The 16,650-nt window shown below is 59.7% G+C and carries 14 protein-coding genes; 10 read left to right on the top strand and 4 right to left on the bottom strand.

Features of this window, described 5'->3' with window-relative positions; translation table 11 throughout:
* Positions 1-443: 443 nt before the first annotated feature.
* Positions 444-2,219 carry a recombinase family protein gene (locus TH25_RS20285; protein ID WP_114090104.1) on the bottom strand — a complete coding sequence of 592 codons (1,776 nt, stop codon included), beginning with the start codon at positions 2,217-2,219 and terminating at the stop codon, positions 444-446.
* Positions 2,220-2,255: 36 nt separating this feature from the next.
* On the opposite strand from TH25_RS20285, the gene TH25_RS25125 reads away from it, so the two are divergent.
* From TH25_RS25125 to TH25_RS20255, 6 genes are all read left to right on the top strand, one after another.
* Positions 2,256-2,492, top strand: coding sequence for a hypothetical protein (locus TH25_RS25125; protein WP_009573741.1), 237 nt, complete (start codon positions 2,256-2,258; stop codon positions 2,490-2,492).
* A 290-nt stretch (positions 2,493-2,782) separates the two neighbouring features.
* Entirely contained in the window at positions 2,783-3,085 is a 303-nt protein-coding gene (locus TH25_RS20275; protein ID WP_009573742.1) for a hypothetical protein, read from the top strand.
* The gene (locus TH25_RS20270; RefSeq protein ID WP_009573743.1) at positions 3,082-3,513 is read left to right on the top strand and encodes a PIN domain-containing protein; all 432 of its coding nucleotides are present in this window, start codon (positions 3,082-3,084) and stop codon (positions 3,511-3,513) included. The genes TH25_RS20275 and TH25_RS20270 overlap by 4 nt, the downstream gene beginning before the upstream one ends.
* 36 nt (positions 3,514-3,549) lie before the next feature.
* Positions 3,550-4,332, top strand: a complete 783-nt coding sequence (locus tag TH25_RS20265) for a DUF5131 family protein (RefSeq protein ID WP_064790352.1) — start codon at positions 3,550-3,552, stop codon at positions 4,330-4,332.
* A gap of 27 nt (positions 4,333-4,359) precedes the next feature.
* Positions 4,360-5,628: a three-Cys-motif partner protein TcmP gene (locus tag TH25_RS20260; protein WP_009573745.1), complete on the top strand. Its 1,269-nt coding sequence runs from the start codon at positions 4,360-4,362 to the stop codon at positions 5,626-5,628.
* On the top strand, positions 5,625-6,578 hold the full coding sequence (locus tag TH25_RS20255) for a restriction endonuclease (protein ID WP_064790290.1): 954 nt from the start codon (positions 5,625-5,627) through the stop codon (positions 6,576-6,578). The genes TH25_RS20260 and TH25_RS20255 overlap by 4 nt, the downstream gene beginning before the upstream one ends.
* Before the next feature lie 25 nt (positions 6,579-6,603).
* On the opposite strand, the gene TH25_RS20250 is transcribed toward TH25_RS20255, so the two are convergent.
* The 3 genes from TH25_RS20250 to TH25_RS20240 form a co-directional block, all read right to left on the bottom strand.
* Complete coding sequence (locus TH25_RS20250) at positions 6,604-10,104, bottom strand: DEAD/DEAH box helicase (protein ID WP_064790291.1); 3,501 nt, start codon at positions 10,102-10,104, stop codon at positions 6,604-6,606.
* The gene (locus TH25_RS20245) at positions 10,091-10,873 is read right to left on the bottom strand and encodes a HamA C-terminal domain-containing protein (protein ID WP_064790292.1); all 783 of its coding nucleotides are present in this window, start codon (positions 10,871-10,873) and stop codon (positions 10,091-10,093) included. Before TH25_RS20245 ends, TH25_RS20250 begins: the two co-directional genes overlap by 14 nt.
* A 62-nt stretch (positions 10,874-10,935) precedes the next feature.
* Positions 10,936-12,156, bottom strand: a complete 1,221-nt coding sequence (locus tag TH25_RS20240) for an ATP-binding protein (RefSeq protein ID WP_064790293.1) — start codon at positions 12,154-12,156, stop codon at positions 10,936-10,938.
* A gap of 266 nt (positions 12,157-12,422) precedes the next feature.
* Between TH25_RS20240 and TH25_RS20235 the strand changes: the two genes are divergently transcribed.
* From TH25_RS20235 to TH25_RS20220, 4 genes are all read left to right on the top strand, one after another.
* Positions 12,423-13,385: an ArdC family protein gene (locus tag TH25_RS20235; protein WP_064790294.1), complete on the top strand. Its 963-nt coding sequence runs from the start codon at positions 12,423-12,425 to the stop codon at positions 13,383-13,385.
* Positions 13,382-13,777 (top strand): DUF2958 domain-containing protein, encoded by a 396-nt coding sequence (locus TH25_RS20230; protein WP_064790295.1) that lies wholly within the window; start codon positions 13,382-13,384, stop codon positions 13,775-13,777. Before TH25_RS20235 ends, TH25_RS20230 begins: the two co-directional genes overlap by 4 nt.
* A gap of 114 nt (positions 13,778-13,891) precedes the next feature.
* Positions 13,892-14,380, top strand: coding sequence for a JAB domain-containing protein (locus tag TH25_RS20225; protein ID WP_064790296.1), 489 nt, complete (start codon positions 13,892-13,894; stop codon positions 14,378-14,380).
* 116 nt (positions 14,381-14,496) lie between these two features.
* Entirely contained in the window at positions 14,497-16,623 is a 2,127-nt protein-coding gene (locus TH25_RS20220) for a ParB/RepB/Spo0J family partition protein (RefSeq protein WP_064790297.1), read from the top strand.
* Positions 16,624-16,650 lie beyond the last annotated feature (27 nt).

Below are 16,650 nucleotides of genomic sequence, written 5' to 3'. Positions count from 1 at the left end.
ATTTCGAAATACCCCTTCATCACCTTCGGCCATATAGGTTATTGCATCGACAACGTCTTGCTGGCTGGAACCAGACGAACCTGATTGTGTTGATTTTGATTTCGAGAACCTTTCGCTGATATCTGTGGCACAGAGGCGGTTCATAATGCACTCATGGTAAGGCACAGCATCGTCGCGGCTACTAGGAGCCATAGCGACGACGTCAAATTCTACCCCGGTATGGACTACGAAATCTGCCAATCGCTGAGCGTTAACGCTCAGCATCGCTCTGTATGAGACTGCGATGCTGGAATTCTCATCGATCCTCCCAGACCTAATCGACTGGAGATACAGCAAGTCTCCGAGGTTTTTCCAGTCCCGCAAAAATACGAGGTCAATCCCCTCTCCATTGGGTAAAGCTTGATTGGTACAGGGCAATAGGAATTCCTCAAATTCGTTCGTTTTCAAAATTTTATAGGATTCGGAAGGCGTTGAGCAGCAAAGAGTAGATAAAATTGGTTGCGTGCCCCCGCAACCAACGATACTTGCGAAACCTCCAAGGCTCCCGCCGCGGAGGTTTTTGCATTCCAGGACCCATTCCGCAGAGATCGTTGGTTGCGCCCTCCCGCAACCAACGATCCCTGCGATAGCAGGTTGTCAAAAGCCTCGGCCTCCGAAAGGAAGTCGGGGTTTTTCTTTCCTGCAGCAAAGCGCAGGATGGCACCCAGATCTCCACGCAGTACAATGGCAAGTTCGCCGTCCTCCGGGATAAGGGTCACCTGATCCACAAGGGAACGAAACACCTCGGCAGCTTGTGCTCGCTCTTCTTCGCGCTGGAGATTCTCATAGAGCTGTCTAATTCGGTCCTGGTAGATCTGCGCCATGTTCGGGTGCAGAAAGGGCGGTGGCTCGTCGGCATTGGCCAAGAGTTCGGTTAGTTCGGCTTTGCGCGCCTCAAGCTTCTCGGCCTTGTCCTTCAGCTTGGCTGGCGGAAATCCCTGCAAAATGGCATCTACCATTTTGTCCAGCTCCCGATCGGTGCGCTCCAGCTCACTCTTCCATACTTCCAGATCAGCTCCGCGTTCCATGCGAAGGCGGTTTACCTCCTTTGTGAACTCGGCACAGAATTCCTTGAACAGTTCAGGTCCCATCAGATGCTTCCTGAGGCCGTTCAGTATGGAAGCCTCCAGTGCATCGCGTCGGATGTTCACTCGGTTGTCACAAGTGCCCTTGTTGCGGGCTGTTGAGCACCCCATGAGGTCTTTTGAGATCATCGAGTACCCCCCTCCGCAGCAGCCGCACTTTATCAGCCCCCCGAACAGGTGCTTTGGGCGACGCCGGTTGTTCATAGGGTTTGAACTCTTCTCGGATTTGTCAAAGGCAAGGCTGGCTTGCCGCGCCTTCACGGCATCCCATAGGGACCGGTCAATGACTGAGAGCTCCGGCACCTCTTGAACGACCCATTCGCTCTCCGGGTTTGGGCGCGAGACGCGCTTGCCGGTATCCGGATCCTTCATGTAGCGCAGGCGATTCCAGACCAGCTTGCCGATATAGAGCTCATTGTTCAGGATACCTGTGCCACGCTTGGGGTTTCCGTGGATTGTGGAGGGCCCCCATTCTTTGCCTTGCGGCCCAGGGACGCCCTCACGATTCAGCGTCATGGCAATGGTGCGGGAGGACTTGCCTTCAAGATAATCCTTGAAGATGCGCTGGATGATGCTTGCCTCGGCGGTGTTGATCTCCCGGTGACCGCGCTCGTCCGGATCGGCGGTGCGTACGACGTTATATCCGTAGCAGAGACCGCCTCCGGATTTTCCGCTCTCAACCCGGCCGCGCAGGCCACGGCGAGTCTTGTCGGCGAGATCCTTGAGGAACAGCGCGTTCATTGTACCCTTAAGGCCGACATGCAGATGCGTGACCTCGCCTTCGGAAAGGGTAACGAGCTTCACATCAGCATAGGACATGCGCTTGAAGATACCGGCGATATCTTCTTGGTCCCGGGAGAGTCGGTCCATCGCCTCTGCGAGGATCACATTGAAGCGGCCGTGTGTGGCATCGGAGATTAGGGCCTGAATGCCTGGACGGAGCAGTGAGGCGCCCGAGATTGCATGGTCCGAGTATTCCTCGACGATCTGCCAGCCCTGCTTCTCGGCGTAGAGCCGACACATCCGGAACTGATCTGCGATCGAGGCATCGCGCTGATTGTCGGACGAATAGCGAGCGTAGAGCGCGACCTTCATACGGCGGCCTCCTTACTTGGGGAGGCGGTCCTGTTCATGATGGGCCGTCTCGGCGTTGACAAAGTCGCGGGCGGCCTGACGGGCCAAGAGGCGGACCAGATCGCGGAGGCGGGCATCAGGCTCGGCGCCCGCGAGACACGCGGCGTCGGTGTCCGCCGCTTCGACGGAGAGATGCAGTGTCTCCGCTTTGGTTTGTCGCTGTCGTGCCAAGAGGTCGCCATCCGTTTCTCGCGCGTTGAGGTGCGCAAGACAAAGAATGACATCTCGAAGTGATCGCTCAAGGAAAAATAGTATGTAAAAACAGCGTGTTGTCGGTTTTTCTGGCGCATTACGTCGTGCCGGATCGTAGAAACGGATATAGCCTCGTCGTGAATAACGGCGGGCAAAATCGCTATTGTCTGTTTGATCGCGATGTACATCTAACCCATGCTGCCTTGACGTCGGACCCTGTGGCACATTCCGGGCTCGCGTCCATCTTGGCGTGACTGCTTGCTCTTCGGCACGGCAGTTGAAAAGCCAATGTTTCTTGGTATATATATCCTGATATAGCATGGAGATCGGCGATGAGCAACGCTGCACAGAAACGAGCGATCAAGAATTACCGCGCGCGCCTGACACAGCGCGGCTTCAAACGTTTCGAAGTCATGGCTCTCGAATCCGACCGCGAACTGATCCGCTCGCTTGCTCGCCGTTTGGCCGAAGAGGGGCCAGAAGCGGAAGAGGCGCGCGCCGCGGTGAAGGCCGTCGTGGCGGAGGAGCCGCCGAAGTCCGGTAGTATTCTGACCGCCTTGCGCCGTTCGCCCCTGGTTGGAGCCGAAGTCGAGTTCTCGCGCTCGCGCGATGAAGGGCGAAGGGTCGATCTGTGAGCCGTTACCTTCTAGACACCAACATCATCAGCAATATCGTCAAGCCGAAGCCATCTGAACTTCTGATGAAATGGATGGCAGCTCAGCGGGATGAGGACCTCTTCATCGCATCGCTGACCATAGCCGAAATCCGACGCGGCATTCTGGAAAAACCACGTGGCAAGAAGCGCGATGCACTTGATGCTTGGTTTTCAGGGCCGGAAGGCCCGCAGGAATTGTTCATGGACCGAATCTTAGCCTTTGACGACAAGGCTGCCTTGATATGGGCACGACTTATGGCGGATGGGACGTCTACGGGTCGTCCGCGGAGCACGTTGGATGTGATTATCGCCGCCGTCGCGGGAGCCAACGATTGCGTGGTGGTAACAGAAAACGAAAAAGATTTCTCCGATATCCAGTTCATCAACCCGTTACGCGGTACTGACTGATGTGCTGCCGGAACGATGAATGCGCGGGAGGCCGACATGGCTGAAACACAGATTGAATGGACAGATGCCACGTGGAATCCGGTAGCGGGGTGTTCGATCGTTACAGCCGGCTGCACCCATTGTTATGCGATGGAAATGGCCAAGCGGCTCGAAGCGATGGGTGTCCAGAAATATGCAGGACTAACTCGCAAGACGGGTCGGAGGACCGTTTGGAATGGAGTCGTGCGTGAGGATCGGCAGGCACTGACGATTCCCCACAGATGGCGCAAGCCCCGAAAGATCTTCGTTAACTCGATGAGTGACCTCTTCCATGACCGGGTGACTGATGAATTCATATTGGACGTTTGGCAAGTCATGCGTGAAACGCCACGCCATAACTACCAGATTCTGACTAAGCGTCCCGAGCGTATGGCAGAGTTGGTCAGCGACCGCATCGGAGAGGTCCTGCCCAACGTTTGGCTTGGTACGAGCATCGAAAACGCTGAAGTCGTTGATCGCATCGATGACCTCCGCCGGTCACCTGCAGCGATCCGCTTCATTTCTTTTGAGCCGCTGATTGGTGCCGTTGGCGCAATTGATCTTCAGGATATTCACTGGGCGATTGTGGGCGGCGAAAGCGGAAAGTCCGCCCGTCCAATTCGCGAAGAATGGATTGATGAAATACATGCCCAATGCCTTAAGGCAGGGACGGCATTTTTCTTCAAACAGTGGGGAACTTGGGGCAAGGACAACAAGAAGCGCTCGAAGAAGGCCAACGGGCGAGAATATCGTGGACGCACCTGGGACGAAATGCCTGCCGCCCCGCAAGCGGTTGTGTAAGAGTTTAGAGATAGGCGGGGAGGCAACATGGTCGAAAAAAGATACGAATGGGCAGATGGCGCGAAGCTCGAAGAGCATTCGCGGCGCAAACACAAGATTCTTCGTGAGTACGTCTTTGATTATCTTACCGTTCGCTGCAAATTACCCCAACAGGAACGTTTCAGGCTTGCAATAGTCGATGGTTTTGCTGGTGGGGGGCGTTACCAGTGCGGAACGCCCGGGTCCCCGCTGATTTTCATTGAAGAACTCAGGCGCGCGACTGAAGCGGTCAACACACAGCGGGCGGCGCAAGGCTTGGGCGCTATTGAGGTCGAGTGTCTTCTCATTTTTAATGATGCCAGTCGGGATGCGATTGAACTATTGAAGACCCATGTCGCACCACTGCAGGCAGATATCGCGGAAACATGCCCGAAGCTGCATCTTCGCGTAGAGTACTTGAATGAGTTCTTCGAGAAAGCTTACCCGAAAACCAGGGCGTTGCTGGAGCAGGGCCGTTATCGAAGCGTATTGTTCAACTTAGACCAGTGCGGGGATAGCCACGTCGAGCGTGACACGATCGTCGACATCATGCGGACCTATCCAGCGGCTGAGATCTTCTACACGTTCATGATCAGTTCTCTTTTGGCCTTTTTGAAAAAGGACCAACCAGATCAACTCACTGCCCGACTGGACTATCTTGGGCTCAAGACCACCGATATCGGTGAACTGAACGGGGTCATGAGCAAGAATGACTGGCTCGGCACGGCTGAAAAAATCGTTTTTGACGTCTTCAGGAGATGCGCTCCCTATGTAAGCCCGTTCTCGATTAATAACCCTGGTGGCTGGCGGTATTGGCTCATTCACTTCGCCAACGCTTGCCGTGCGCGGCAGGTCTACAACAACATCCTGCATGACAATGCAACGATGCAGGCACATTTCGGTCGGTCTGGCCTCAACATGCTGTCTTATGATCCGCGGCATGACGAAGGCATGCTCTATCTGTTCGACAGTGATGCCCGTGCGTCCGCGAAGAGCCAACTCCTGGGAGATATTCCGCGTCTTGTGACTGAGACTGGTGATGCGATGCCCGTCATGGATTTCTACGAGAGCATCTACAACGTCACACCTGCTCACGCTGATGACATTCATACGGCGATTATCGAGAACCCCGATCTTGAAGTCATTACACCTGCAGGCGGTGAGCGACGGAAAGCAAACACGATTGGGGTCAATGATGTCATCAAGGTGAAGACACAGCGCAGCTTCTTCCCGATGTTCCTCGATGCCGGTGCGGACGGAAAGCGTCGCAAAAGATGAGCGCCAGCGAAGGCCAAGATCCTGAATGGCGTGAATTCGAGCGTCTGGTTGCGCGAATAGAGGCTGATGCAGACCCCGGAAATGTGACTGTTAACTCTCCTGATCGTATCAGATGCAAGATTACAGGTCAGCTACGAGAGGTCGATGCAAGTATCCGTACGCGGATTGGAACCGCCGAAGTCCTTTTGACGATCGAGTGTCGGCGAAGGACTGCAATTCAGGATGTCACCTGGATCGAGCAACTGGCCGCGAAGAAAAAGGCGATTGGTGCAGATCGTACGATCGCGGTGAGTGCGTCTGGTTTCACCGACAGTGCCCGGAAGGTCGCCGAGCAAAGCGGTGTTTCTCTTCGAGAGCTCTCGGAAATCGCGAGTGAGGATGTCAATTCATTGCTGCAGGTAGACTTCGTGCTCTTCTGGCACAAAGCGTGCGTCATCTCACGAGTCGGCATTCGAAAATTTCGCTCGCTCGATTGGAAGATGCCAGAGCCGTCGGATGTTGACTGCACGCTACCCGAGGATACGGACCCTTTCGCATCCATCTTTCGTAACGAGGAGACCGGCGCGGCCTGGTCTTTGAACGATCTTTGGCTCCAGCTTCAGGAGGCAACTGATCCGTTTGAAGGCATAGAAAAGGCCCAGTCACCCGTTTTCCGAACGGTGTGCTTTCCCTACCCCGGCGAGGTGACCGTCACGACTCCCGACGGACCCGTTCGGTTGGGAGACGTAATACTCACCGTTGCTCTCTGGGTAGAGGCAGAACACATTCCTTTCGATGAGGCCAACAGGGTCGAGTATTCATCCGGCGATATCGATGCCATCCAGCGCGTAGAATTTTCTTCGCAGCGGCGGATGGGAAAGAATCAGCGCATCTCCTTGCAGCTGCCTAAGCACTCGGAAAGTATTCGTGACCTAAGAGCAGGATTTTTTCAGCCTTCCAACGAAAAATAGCGGAAATTATCTCGTAGGTTCTCCTCTACGTGTTGGCCCGTGGCCAGCGCAGTTTCCCACGGCCGACGCGCAACGCTTCCACCAACCTAGTATTGCCCGGCAGCCGCCCCGAGAACAGGCTGGGCTTCGGATCAAGTGCCGATTTCTTGAATGCCGCCACCCGCTGATAGTCAGGCGTCGCCATCCAGGTCCGCCCATCTCCATCGTCTGTGACAATCCGATAGAGGCCGGCAGGTGGGGCGGTCGCGGTGTCGAGCAGGCGCTTGTAGTGTTCGACCGACCATTTCTGAATGCCGCCACTCAGGGCCTCCGTTCGGAACCGCGCCCATAGCGCTGCCGTGTCGGGGGTCGGCCAATCACCAGCATCGGTGTAAGCTGTGATCTCGTCGGATTCGAGCCAGGCCCTCATCTCCGCGGGCGTGACGAAGGCTGGCTCGGCATCCTCGATTGCCGCCATGGCTGCGCGCCGTGATGGAAGGCCCGCGCGGATCAGCATCGACATCATGAATTGTGGAACGCCGGTTTCGACCGCTGCTGCGGCGCCCCCCACCACTGTTTCTGGAGACCAGCCGAGGGACATGCGGCGGGTACGAACAGCTTCCAAGGCCCAGACCAAACGATAGGTGAAGGCCTCTTCGACAGCCCGCATATTCTGAGGCCCAATATTGGCGACATCGTCGCCAGACACCCAACGGCGCAGGATGTCCTTCCAGTTGGCCGGTAGCGCGTTGGTCTTGTCGGGAATGAACGGCCGCATAAACAGCAGGCGTTCCCCGAGACCTGAAAGGGCGTCGACAAGTTCGCCGACATCTCCACTCAGCGCGGCAGCGTCAGCTTGATCGAGGAGATCGGCCAACTCGTCTGCCATGGCATCAATGGCGAGCCCAGCCTCAAGCCCGACACCCATCGCGAAATGTCCGCGCCGCGCCTCCGTTGTAGTGGACTTCCATATGAGTTCAGCGCGCGCCTCGAACACCTTCTTGTGCAATGGCGCGATGTCCTCGTCTTCTCGGGCTATCTGGCGCGCCCAGAGCGACCCTTTGAGCGCCTCGTCCAAGAGCGTTGGCAGATCCGCCCGGTCGGAGTCCAGCGCTTCAATCAATCCGAAGACAGTCGCATCGAGACGTTCGACGATTTGCGAAAGCGGTTCCTCGTCGATTGTCTCCCCCTCGTCATCACCGCCTTCATCTTCACCGTCATCTGCGTCATATTCCGCGCCGGCCGCCAAGCGCTCGGCGACTGCGGCTTCCTCCGCGGGCGATCTCCAGGCTTCGCGGGCGTTGGCGAGATATTCCCATGCGTCATCGCGCTCCAGAACGCCTTCACGGGCCAGGCGCTCAAGGATCTCTGCGACGATTTGGATGAGGCCGCTCTTCAGTGTGCGGGCCTTGGCGGAGGCAACCAACTCACGCCACTCTCTTTCTCGCCATTTGATCTTGTCGAACATCACGTGAACGATGAGGCCTTCGACGTCCACGAAAGCGCGGCCGGCTCGCCCGGAGACATTTGCGAACTCCTCGCCTTTGATCTTCTCGCCTCTGCGGACCAGATACGGCACCAGCATAACTGCAGCGTTGAGATTGAGGCCTTGCGAGAGCGTCGGCGATGCAACGATGACCTTCAAGACGCCCTCGGACAGCAGCGTTTCCAATTCGCGCAGGAATGGGCTCGGAAGCCGACCGTGATGGATTGCGACACCTACCTTCAGACTGGCAACGGCGGGGTGGTCTTCTCCCAACCACTCCTTGCCGACCTCAAGAGCGCGGGCAATCGGTGCCTCATCCTCCAGCAGCGAGCCCAAATATCCACGCTTGCAGAGGTCAACGACTTGTTTGCCGAAGCCTTCGACCCAATTGGCTTGGGTTGAAAAGATCAGCGTCCTCTTACCTTGGCCGGCGAACTCCCATGCAGCGAACAAGGTGAGATGCGACGTCTTGCGCGGATAGGGTAGTTTTTCTTTGCCTCTAGCCGGTCTCTGCACTACGAATTTATCGATGAACGGACCATTGCGATTCAGATCGAGGCGAAGCAGTGCGTCTTGGCCCCGCCAAGTAAGCGTGCCAAATCGTTGTCGGGTCGGACGCCAGTCTGAGAGCACCGGCGCGCCGGGTTCGTCGGAGCGTATCCATGCCGTGAGATCGTCTAGCTCTTCGCCACTGGGCAGAATGGCGGACAAACAGACAATCCTACGGCTCTCCGCGTCCGAGCGCCGAAGCAGGCGTTGGACCAGCGTCTCATAACGGATTTCACGCTCGCTCGGGCCGATCATATGGCCTTCGTCGAGGACGATGAGACCGACATCGTCTATCAGAGATGGGTCGCTTCGCAGTGCGAAGTCGAGCTTCTCAGGTGTCGCGATGATGATTTCGCGAGTGCGCAATGCGTCTTCATCGCCTGCCGAAAGGCCGCTGGCACCGTAAAGTGAGGAGACGCTGAAGCCGAGGGGCGCGAAGGTTTTTCTGAAGGATCGCTCGGTTTGTGCGGACAGCGCACGCAGCGGCGTGACGATCAGGACCCGGCGCGCCGACGACAGGGTCATCAACGCGGCAATCTCGGCTACCCGCGTTTTGCCTGCGCTGGTCGGTAAGGCGACAACCAGATCGTCCGTGACGTCGGTGGAGCGCCGGGCTGCTTCGCGCTGCGATGGCCACAACTCCACCTCGGAATTCTTGCGAGCATAGAGCGATGAGATGAATAGCCTGCGCAGGTCCGGGTATTTTTCCTCCGTTCCCTCCGGTGGCTCGGTCGGCAGACTTTCGTGCAGGGAATGCTGCCACAGGTCATCGATAAGGTGGCGACAGAGGTTCGATATCCACCACAGGGGGACATTCTCCGCATTGTCTGCAAGACTGACCGCGGCGTCGAGCAATGCCCTTGCTGTCTCGATCGGCTCGGCTTCGCCCGTCTCAAGCGCGAAATCAAAATACGCCAGCGCCCGGCAGATCGTCGTGTTGAGGATGGTCGACAGAACCTCATCGACATCGGGCTTTTCACCCCGCAGCATCTCGGCGATCTGCTCATCCTTGTGATCGTCGTTGTCCAGCCACTCGCGAACGAAGCCGCGCAATTGGCCGAGATCGCGCAGGATCAGATGTTGGATCGCTGTTTCGCCGGGTGAGGTGTTGAGATCGCCCGCAGTCTCATTGAAGAGCGAATAGGCAACGGCTGAAAATCCGGCGAGATGATAGGCTGCGGCAGCGATGGTGCGGCGGAAGCCTCGATCAGGCGACCCCGCATCACCATTGCGAACAAGGGCTTCGAAGGCATTGGCTGCACGCTCGAATGCCTTACTGGTCAGGTCCGAGGTGCCGGCCTGAGCACGCAGCGCCATTGCGCCCCTAAGCAAAGCAAAGCCGTGTTCCGCAAGATCCGTTTCGATCGTCGCGCCGAGCGGCGGCGCATTCGGCGGCAGTACACCGTTTTCGCGCATCAGCGACCATGCCGCGCCGCGATACAGGAGGCGTCCGAGGATGCCATCGACGGTCGCGTCCGTCAGGAAAGTTGTCAGCTCGTCAATCGTCTCCAAGATCTTCCGCCTCCTGGTACATGGCCGCGATGAAGTCCTGGTGGTCTTTGACGTGAATGTTCACGACATACTGGTCTCGATTGCTGCCGGTCGCCTCGAGATCCTGTTTCAACGAAGCGTGTGGACCGTTGCCCGATATAGTGAAAAGCATGTGATCGATGCGATCCGCCCGGAGAGACTTCAGGCCCACCTCGTCGCGAAGGCTGCGGCCCAGTGCGTTGTCGTCCGGGTCGTTGCTTTCCAGCAGGCGGTTTGCAACGAACAGCAGCGAGTCCGGCGTACACCGACCGCTATCGCGGTTGAGTACCTTGCGGGCGCTCGTGACCGTTGACTTTCCCAGTACCTTGTTGCTCTTAGCTTCCCCTTTCAGGAGCCAGAGTTTCTCGCCTTTACTGTCATACCCGGCCCCGATGAAATCATCTCCGCGCATGGCCATGTTGCGCCCGTCCTTGTAGCGGAGACGGCGCACAGGGACACGCAGGCCAATCTCCTCCTCGACGAGCTCAGTCGCGAGAATTTCGCCGAGATCGCCCGAACGACCCTTGGACGTCTGAGGCATCGCCTCGCTGAGGATCTCGGCGGCGACCTTGTATCCGAGCCGGTCCACGTCCTCCGCAATGCGTTCCAGTCGGTCGTAATGCGAACGGATCGTTTCAGCCAAGTCCCCCTGGATTTCATCGCGGCCACCATGCTTCTCGACATAGGTCCAGTAGTACTTGCGTTTGTCTTTTTCTCTCGTGGCGTCGCACCACCTCTCATACAGGCTCACGTAGGCCTCCCACGATCATTGCATCGCGAAGGTTGATCAGTCGGCAATCTTTGCACATCCGCTCAACTCCACAGACAGGACAATGGCGCCGCAGCCAGCCGGTCACCAAATGGCACAACATCCGTGCTGTCATAGAGCACGGTGCCAAAAGCAAAGCGGTCTCCGCAGGCTTCGGCCAAGGCGCGCAGCCCAGCGAAATCGCCGGACTTGACCGTGGCGCTCGCCTTCACCTCGATGCCGGCGATCATGCCGTCGTCACGCTCCAGCACGATGTCGACCTCGCGCATGTCGCGATCGCGGAAGTGATAGGGTGTCAGTCGCAGGTCCGAGGCTGTCGTCAGCTTGAGCACTTCCGAGAACACGAAGCTTTCCAGCAGGGCGCCGAACGTCCCGCGATCCGCCTTCACCCTGTCGAAGGTCAGGCCCCGCGTGCTCGCCAGCAGGCCGGAATCGAGGAAATATAGCTTCGGTGTTTTGACGATGCGCTTCAGCGCGTTGGTGAACCAGGGCTGCAGCGTCGCGATCAGAAAGACCTGTTCGAGCAGCCCGACGTAGCGCTGTCCCGTCTTGTGGCTGACATTGATGCTGGCTCCGAACTGCGAATAGTTGACCAATTGGCTGGAATGCTCGGCCAGCAAACGCACGAATTTCGGGAGCTCGGTCAGCTTCTCGACCTCTGCGATGTCCCTGAGATCGCGGGTGAGAACCGAGGTGAGATAGGATCGCGCCCAGTCCTGCCGGCGCCGCTCGCTCTCACGGGCGATCGCCTCGGGAAAGCCGCCGAGCAGGACGGAGTGGACGAGATCGTCGCCGACGATCGCTTTGCTTGGCTTTTGCAGCTTTCCCTCGAAGAGACGCTCCAGAAAGGTCGGCGTCCTGCCCTCGATCTCGGCCCGTGCCAGCGGCAGCATCTCGAGCGTTTCCATCCGGCCGGCGAGACTATCGGCGACCCGTGGCAAGGTCAGCACATTCGCTGAGCCGGTGAGGAGAAATCGGCCCGGACGATAGTCCTCGTCGACCGTCTTCTTGATCGCCAGCAGCAGGTCGGGCGCGCGTTGAATCTCGTCGATGATGGCCCTATCCAGTCCCCGGATGAACCCGGCCGGATCGGACCGCGCAGCCTCCAGCACGGTCTGGTCGTCCAGCGTGATATAGGTGCGGCCGGCTTCCCCCATCTTCTTGACGAGCGTGGTTTTGCCAGCCCGCCGTGGCCCTACAATGAGAACCACGGGCGTATCCGAAAGGGCTTCCTCCGCCCGGCGCTCTACAAACCGCTTGAACATCCCGTCCTCTAGTCTCCGACATTTGGAACTATCTGTCTCGGCTGATTGGAAGTCAATGGGTCGCTAATTGGAACCAAGAAGGTCGCGATCTGGAAGGGGATGGGAGGGGAAAGCCTTCTCCCTGGTCGGCACTGGCATTGCCGACACACCCCCATCAGCGGGGAGGCCCCGCAACGCCCCCTGAGAGTGAGAGTGCGGGCGGGTTTTCCGTGACGGGTTGAGGGCTGGAGGAGAGGCCTCCGGCGCCCGTCGCGGAGATCATTCCGATGACCATGGAGCATCGCGCGGCCCGCAAGAGCGGCCCGCGAACGAACCTTTATGACGACATTACCGACAAGATCATCGCCGAGCTGGAGGACGGCCGGCTGCCATGGGTCCAGCCCTGGGGGACGGCGGCGGCGCAGGCGCCGCTCGCCATGCCGCGTAACGCGGCCACCTCCCGGCAGTATTCCGGGATCAATGTCCTGATCCTCTGGGGCGCCGTGATCCAGCAGGGCTATCCAACCCAGCACTGGCTGACCTTCCGCCAGGCGCTGTCACTCGGCGGCAATGTCCGCAAGGGCGAGCGCGGCACCACCGTCGTCTACGCCGACCGTTTCACGCCTGAAGACGAGAAGCGCCGCGCCCGGGAGACCGGGGAAGACGCCAATAGCATCCCGTTCCTGAAGCGCTTCACCGTGTTCAACGCGGCGCAATGCGAGGGTCTGCCCGACGATATCACCGTCGAGGCACCGCCACCGCCGCCCGGGCTGATCGAGCCGCGGGTCGAGGAACTGATCGCCGCGACCGGTATCGACTTCCGGATCGGTGGCAACCGCGCCTTCTATGTCCCTTCGCAGGATTATGTGCAGGTGCCACCTCCGCAGGCTTATTTTGAGCCGATCAACTGGCACAGGACCGCCCTGCACGAGATGGGGCACGCAACGGGCCATGCCTCAAGGTTGGGGCGGGACTTCTCGGGCGCTTTCGGCACGAAGAAATACGCCTTCGAGGAACTGATCGCCGAGATTTCGAGCGCGTTCTGTTGCGCCTCGCTCGGGATCGTCCCGACTGTGCGCCATGCCGATTACATCGGCTCCTGGCTGGAGGTGATGCGCGAGGATTCGCGGGCCATCGTGCGTGCCGCCTCGCAGGCCAGCAAGGCGGCCGACTGGCTGCTGGCCCATCTGCCCGACGCCGGCACCGATGTTGAGCGGCAGACCCCGACGGAAGGGAGGACTGCGGCATGATCCTCCTGACCGACACACAGCGTGACCGTTTGCTGGCGAATGGCCGCGATCGCGATCAGGATCACATTCCGATCGTGAAATTTTTCAATCCCTTTGGCGCCGGTGTCTGGCTCGCGACCGAGCTCGACGAGGACGGCGACATCATGTTTGGCCTGGCCGACATTGGCTACCCCGAACTTGGCTCATGGAGCCTCAACGAACTGCGTTACATTCGGCTGCCCTTCGGCATGGGCATCGAGCGGGATCTGCTCTTCACGGGGGACTTCCCGATCTCGGTCTGGGCCGAGGCCGCCCGCGATGCCGGCAGCATTCGCGATGCCGAGCGCCTGCTTTATCGCTCGGGCCGTCTGCCAGGCGGGACACGCCCCGATGCGGAGCCCCGGCGTTCCTGAGATCCACGCTCTTCAGCTTCGGCGCCGCTCTCTTCGAAGGAAGAGGGCGGCGCTTCTCCTCGTGACACGGTGAAAGTTCGGCGCCCGGCCGACTGCCCGTCGGAGAACAGCACCATGACACGAAACACGAGAACACCCGCCATCGAACCGCAGCCGCTGCGGTTCTCCGCCCAAGAGCAAGCCGTGGTCTACGAGGCCCGGCAGATCCTGCTGCGCCACCTCAATCAAAACCCTGTCCTGTCGTCCTGGCAATCGGTGCTCGATTATTGTGCCCTCACCATCAGGGGCGATGTGGAGCGTTTCCATGCCCTCTATCTCGACCGGAGGAACCGGCTGATCTCAGACGAGTGCCTCGCCATCGGCACCATCGATCACGTCCCGGTCTATCCCCGGGAGGCGCTGCGGCGCTGCCTGGCGCTCAATGCCTCGGCGCTGATCATCGTCCACAATCATCCGGCCGGTGATCCCGAGCCCTCAGCCGCCGACCTCGCGATGACGAAGGAAATCCGAAATGCCTGTGCGTCCCTAGGGGTGATGCTGCACGACCACATCATCACCGGTGCTGGCCGGGAGATCAGCTTGCGTGCCCGCGGTGAGTTCTGATGGGTCTGCGTGTTCATATGCGGCTCGGCCATGAGAGGGAAAGGAGGGTGGAGGTTTCATGACGGGCTGGTTGCCGGAGAGAGAGGCTCCCCGGCGTCCGTCATGGAGACACTGACATGGCCACTGCCACGCAGAAAATCACCCTGTCGTCCTCGCGCGACATCCCCTTCAACAAGCTGGTGCTCAGCCAGTCCAACGTCCGGCGGGTGAAGGCCGGCATTTCGGTCGAGAAACTGGCCGAGTCCATTGCCCGGCGTGGGCTGATCCAGTCCCTGCATGTCCGGCCCGAGCTCGATGCCAAGGGGCAGGAAACCGGCCTTTTCGAGGTGCCGGCTGGCGGCCGCCGCTACCGGGCGCTGGAACTGCTGGTCAAGCAGAAGCGCCTCAACAAGACCGCACCGGTGCCCTGCATCGTCTCGGACGCCGGAGACGATATCCTGATCGACGAGGTCTCACTCGCCGAGAATATCGAACGCGCGCCGCTGCATCCGCTCGACCAGTTCCGCGCCTTCCAGGTGCTGCGAGAGAAGGGCATGAGCGAGGAGGAAATCGCCGCCGCCTTCTTCGTCGATGCCAAGGTGGTGAAGCAGCGCCTGCGCCTGGTCTCGGTCTCGCCGGCGCTGCTCGAGATCTATGCCGAGGACGGCATGACGCTTGAACAGCTCATTGCCTTCACAATCTCCGACGACCATGCCCGGCAGGAACAGGTCTGGGCGGCGATCAAGGATGGTTGGCAGAAGGAGCCTTACACGATCCGGCGTATGCTAACCGAGACCACGGTGCGGGCCTCCGACAAGCGGGCTCTCTTCGTCGGCATCGAGACCTATGAGGCGGCGAGCGGCTATGTGCTGCGCGATCTCTTCCAGCAGGACGATGGCGGCTGGCTCCAGGACCCGGTGCTGCTCGACCGGCTGGTCGGCGAGAAGCTGAAGGCAGAGGCAGAAACCATCGCCGCCGAGGGCTGGAAGTGGATCGAGGTCGCGGCGGATTTCCCTTATGGCCATACCAGTGGCCTGCGTCGCCTGACCGGCACCACAGTCGATCTGACCGATGACGAACGCGCCGAGCGCGAAAAGCTGCGGGACGAGTTCGACGCGCTGGAGGCGGAATATGCTGAGGCTGACGAGTTCCCCGACGAGGTTGATGCTCGCCTCGGCGAGATCGAGGAGGCGCTGGAGGCCTTCGAGGCCCGTCCGATGCGGTATGACGCGGACCAGATGGCCCGTGCCGGTGTCTTCCTCAGCATTCGTCACGACGGCCAACTCGCCGTCGAGCGCGGCTATATCCGTGCCGACGACGAGGCGGTGGAAGGTCAGGAAGGGCAGGGTGCCGATGGGTGTTCTCCCGAGGGCGGCGAGTCCGGTGGTTTGCAGCGCGCTGTCATTACGGTGGGTGGTACGGCCACCGAACCCGAGGAGGACGAAGAGCTTGAGACCATCCGGCCGCTGCCCGATCGGCTCGTCAGCGAACTGACCGCGCACCGCACGCTGGCGCTCCGGGACGTTGTGGCGATGAACCCGCATGTGGCGATGACGGCGCTCCTGCATCGGTTGGTCACCGATTGCTTTCTGCCGCATTCCACCAGAGGTTGCCTGGAGGCCCATGTCCGGGAAGTTCATTTCCCGGCACAGGCCGACGATCTGGGCGAAAGCGCCTCGGCGAAGTCCATCCAGGATCGGCATGAACGCTGGGGCGATCATATCCCCGCTGACGATGCTGCGCTCTGGGACTGGCTGGTCGATCAGGACGATGACACCCGGATGGAGTTGCTCGCCCATTGCGTCAGTTTCGGCGTCAACGCCTTGCACGAGAAGCCCAACCCCTATGGCGGCATGGGCGTCAGCCAGCACGGGCTCGACCTGCGCCTGTCCCAGGCCGACCGGCTGGCGCGGGCGACGGGCCTCGACATGGTGGCGGTGGGCTGGCGCCCGACCGTCGCCAACTATCTCGGCCGCGTGACAAAGCCTCGGATCATCGAGGCAGTGCGCGAGGGCGCTGGCGAGCGGGCGGCCCAGCTCATCGACCATCTGAAGAAGAGCGACATGGCCACCGAAGCCGAGCGCCTGCTGGCCGAAACCGGCTGGCTTCCGGAGCCGCTGCGCATGGTGGATCGCGATGCCGATATCGCGATGGATGCCGGGGTCAACACTGAGGCGGATGATCTGCCTGAATTCCTTGCCGGCGATGGCGAGGATGAAGACGCCACGGAGGACGAGGAGCAGCCAATGGTCGCCGCCGAATGATCTTCAGGTGGGGCGGCGTTCGCTGCC

Source organism: Thalassospira profundimaris (assembly GCF_003326755.1).
Taxonomy (GTDB): Bacteria; Pseudomonadota; Alphaproteobacteria; order Rhodospirillales; family Thalassospiraceae; genus Thalassospira; species Thalassospira profundimaris_B.
This window is presented reverse-complemented; position numbering and strand designations above follow the sequence as displayed.

Excerpts from the sequence above, each read along its gene's own strand:
- TH25_RS20285 (WP_114090104.1), bottom strand. The coding sequence starts at position 2,219 with ATGAAGGTCGCGCTCTACGCTCGCTATTCGTCCGACAATCAGCGCGAT.
- TH25_RS25125 (WP_009573741.1), top strand. The coding sequence starts at position 2,256 with ATGATGGGCCGTCTCGGCGTTGACAAAGTCGCGGGCGGCCTGACGGGC.
- TH25_RS20275 (WP_009573742.1), top strand. The coding sequence starts at position 2,783 with ATGAGCAACGCTGCACAGAAACGAGCGATCAAGAATTACCGCGCGCGC.
- TH25_RS20265 (WP_064790352.1), top strand. The coding sequence starts at position 3,550 with ATGGCTGAAACACAGATTGAATGGACAGATGCCACGTGGAATCCGGTA.
- TH25_RS20260 (WP_009573745.1), top strand. The coding sequence starts at position 4,360 with ATGGTCGAAAAAAGATACGAATGGGCAGATGGCGCGAAGCTCGAAGAG.
- TH25_RS20255 (WP_064790290.1), top strand. The coding sequence starts at position 5,625 with ATGAGCGCCAGCGAAGGCCAAGATCCTGAATGGCGTGAATTCGAGCGT.
- TH25_RS20240 (WP_064790293.1), bottom strand. The coding sequence starts at position 12,156 with ATGTTCAAGCGGTTTGTAGAGCGCCGGGCGGAGGAAGCCCTTTCGGAT.
- TH25_RS20235 (WP_064790294.1), top strand. The coding sequence starts at position 12,423 with ATGACCATGGAGCATCGCGCGGCCCGCAAGAGCGGCCCGCGAACGAAC.
- TH25_RS20230 (WP_064790295.1), top strand. The coding sequence starts at position 13,382 with ATGATCCTCCTGACCGACACACAGCGTGACCGTTTGCTGGCGAATGGC.
- TH25_RS20225 (WP_064790296.1), top strand. The coding sequence starts at position 13,892 with ATGACACGAAACACGAGAACACCCGCCATCGAACCGCAGCCGCTGCGG.
- TH25_RS20220 (WP_064790297.1), top strand. The coding sequence starts at position 14,497 with ATGGCCACTGCCACGCAGAAAATCACCCTGTCGTCCTCGCGCGACATC.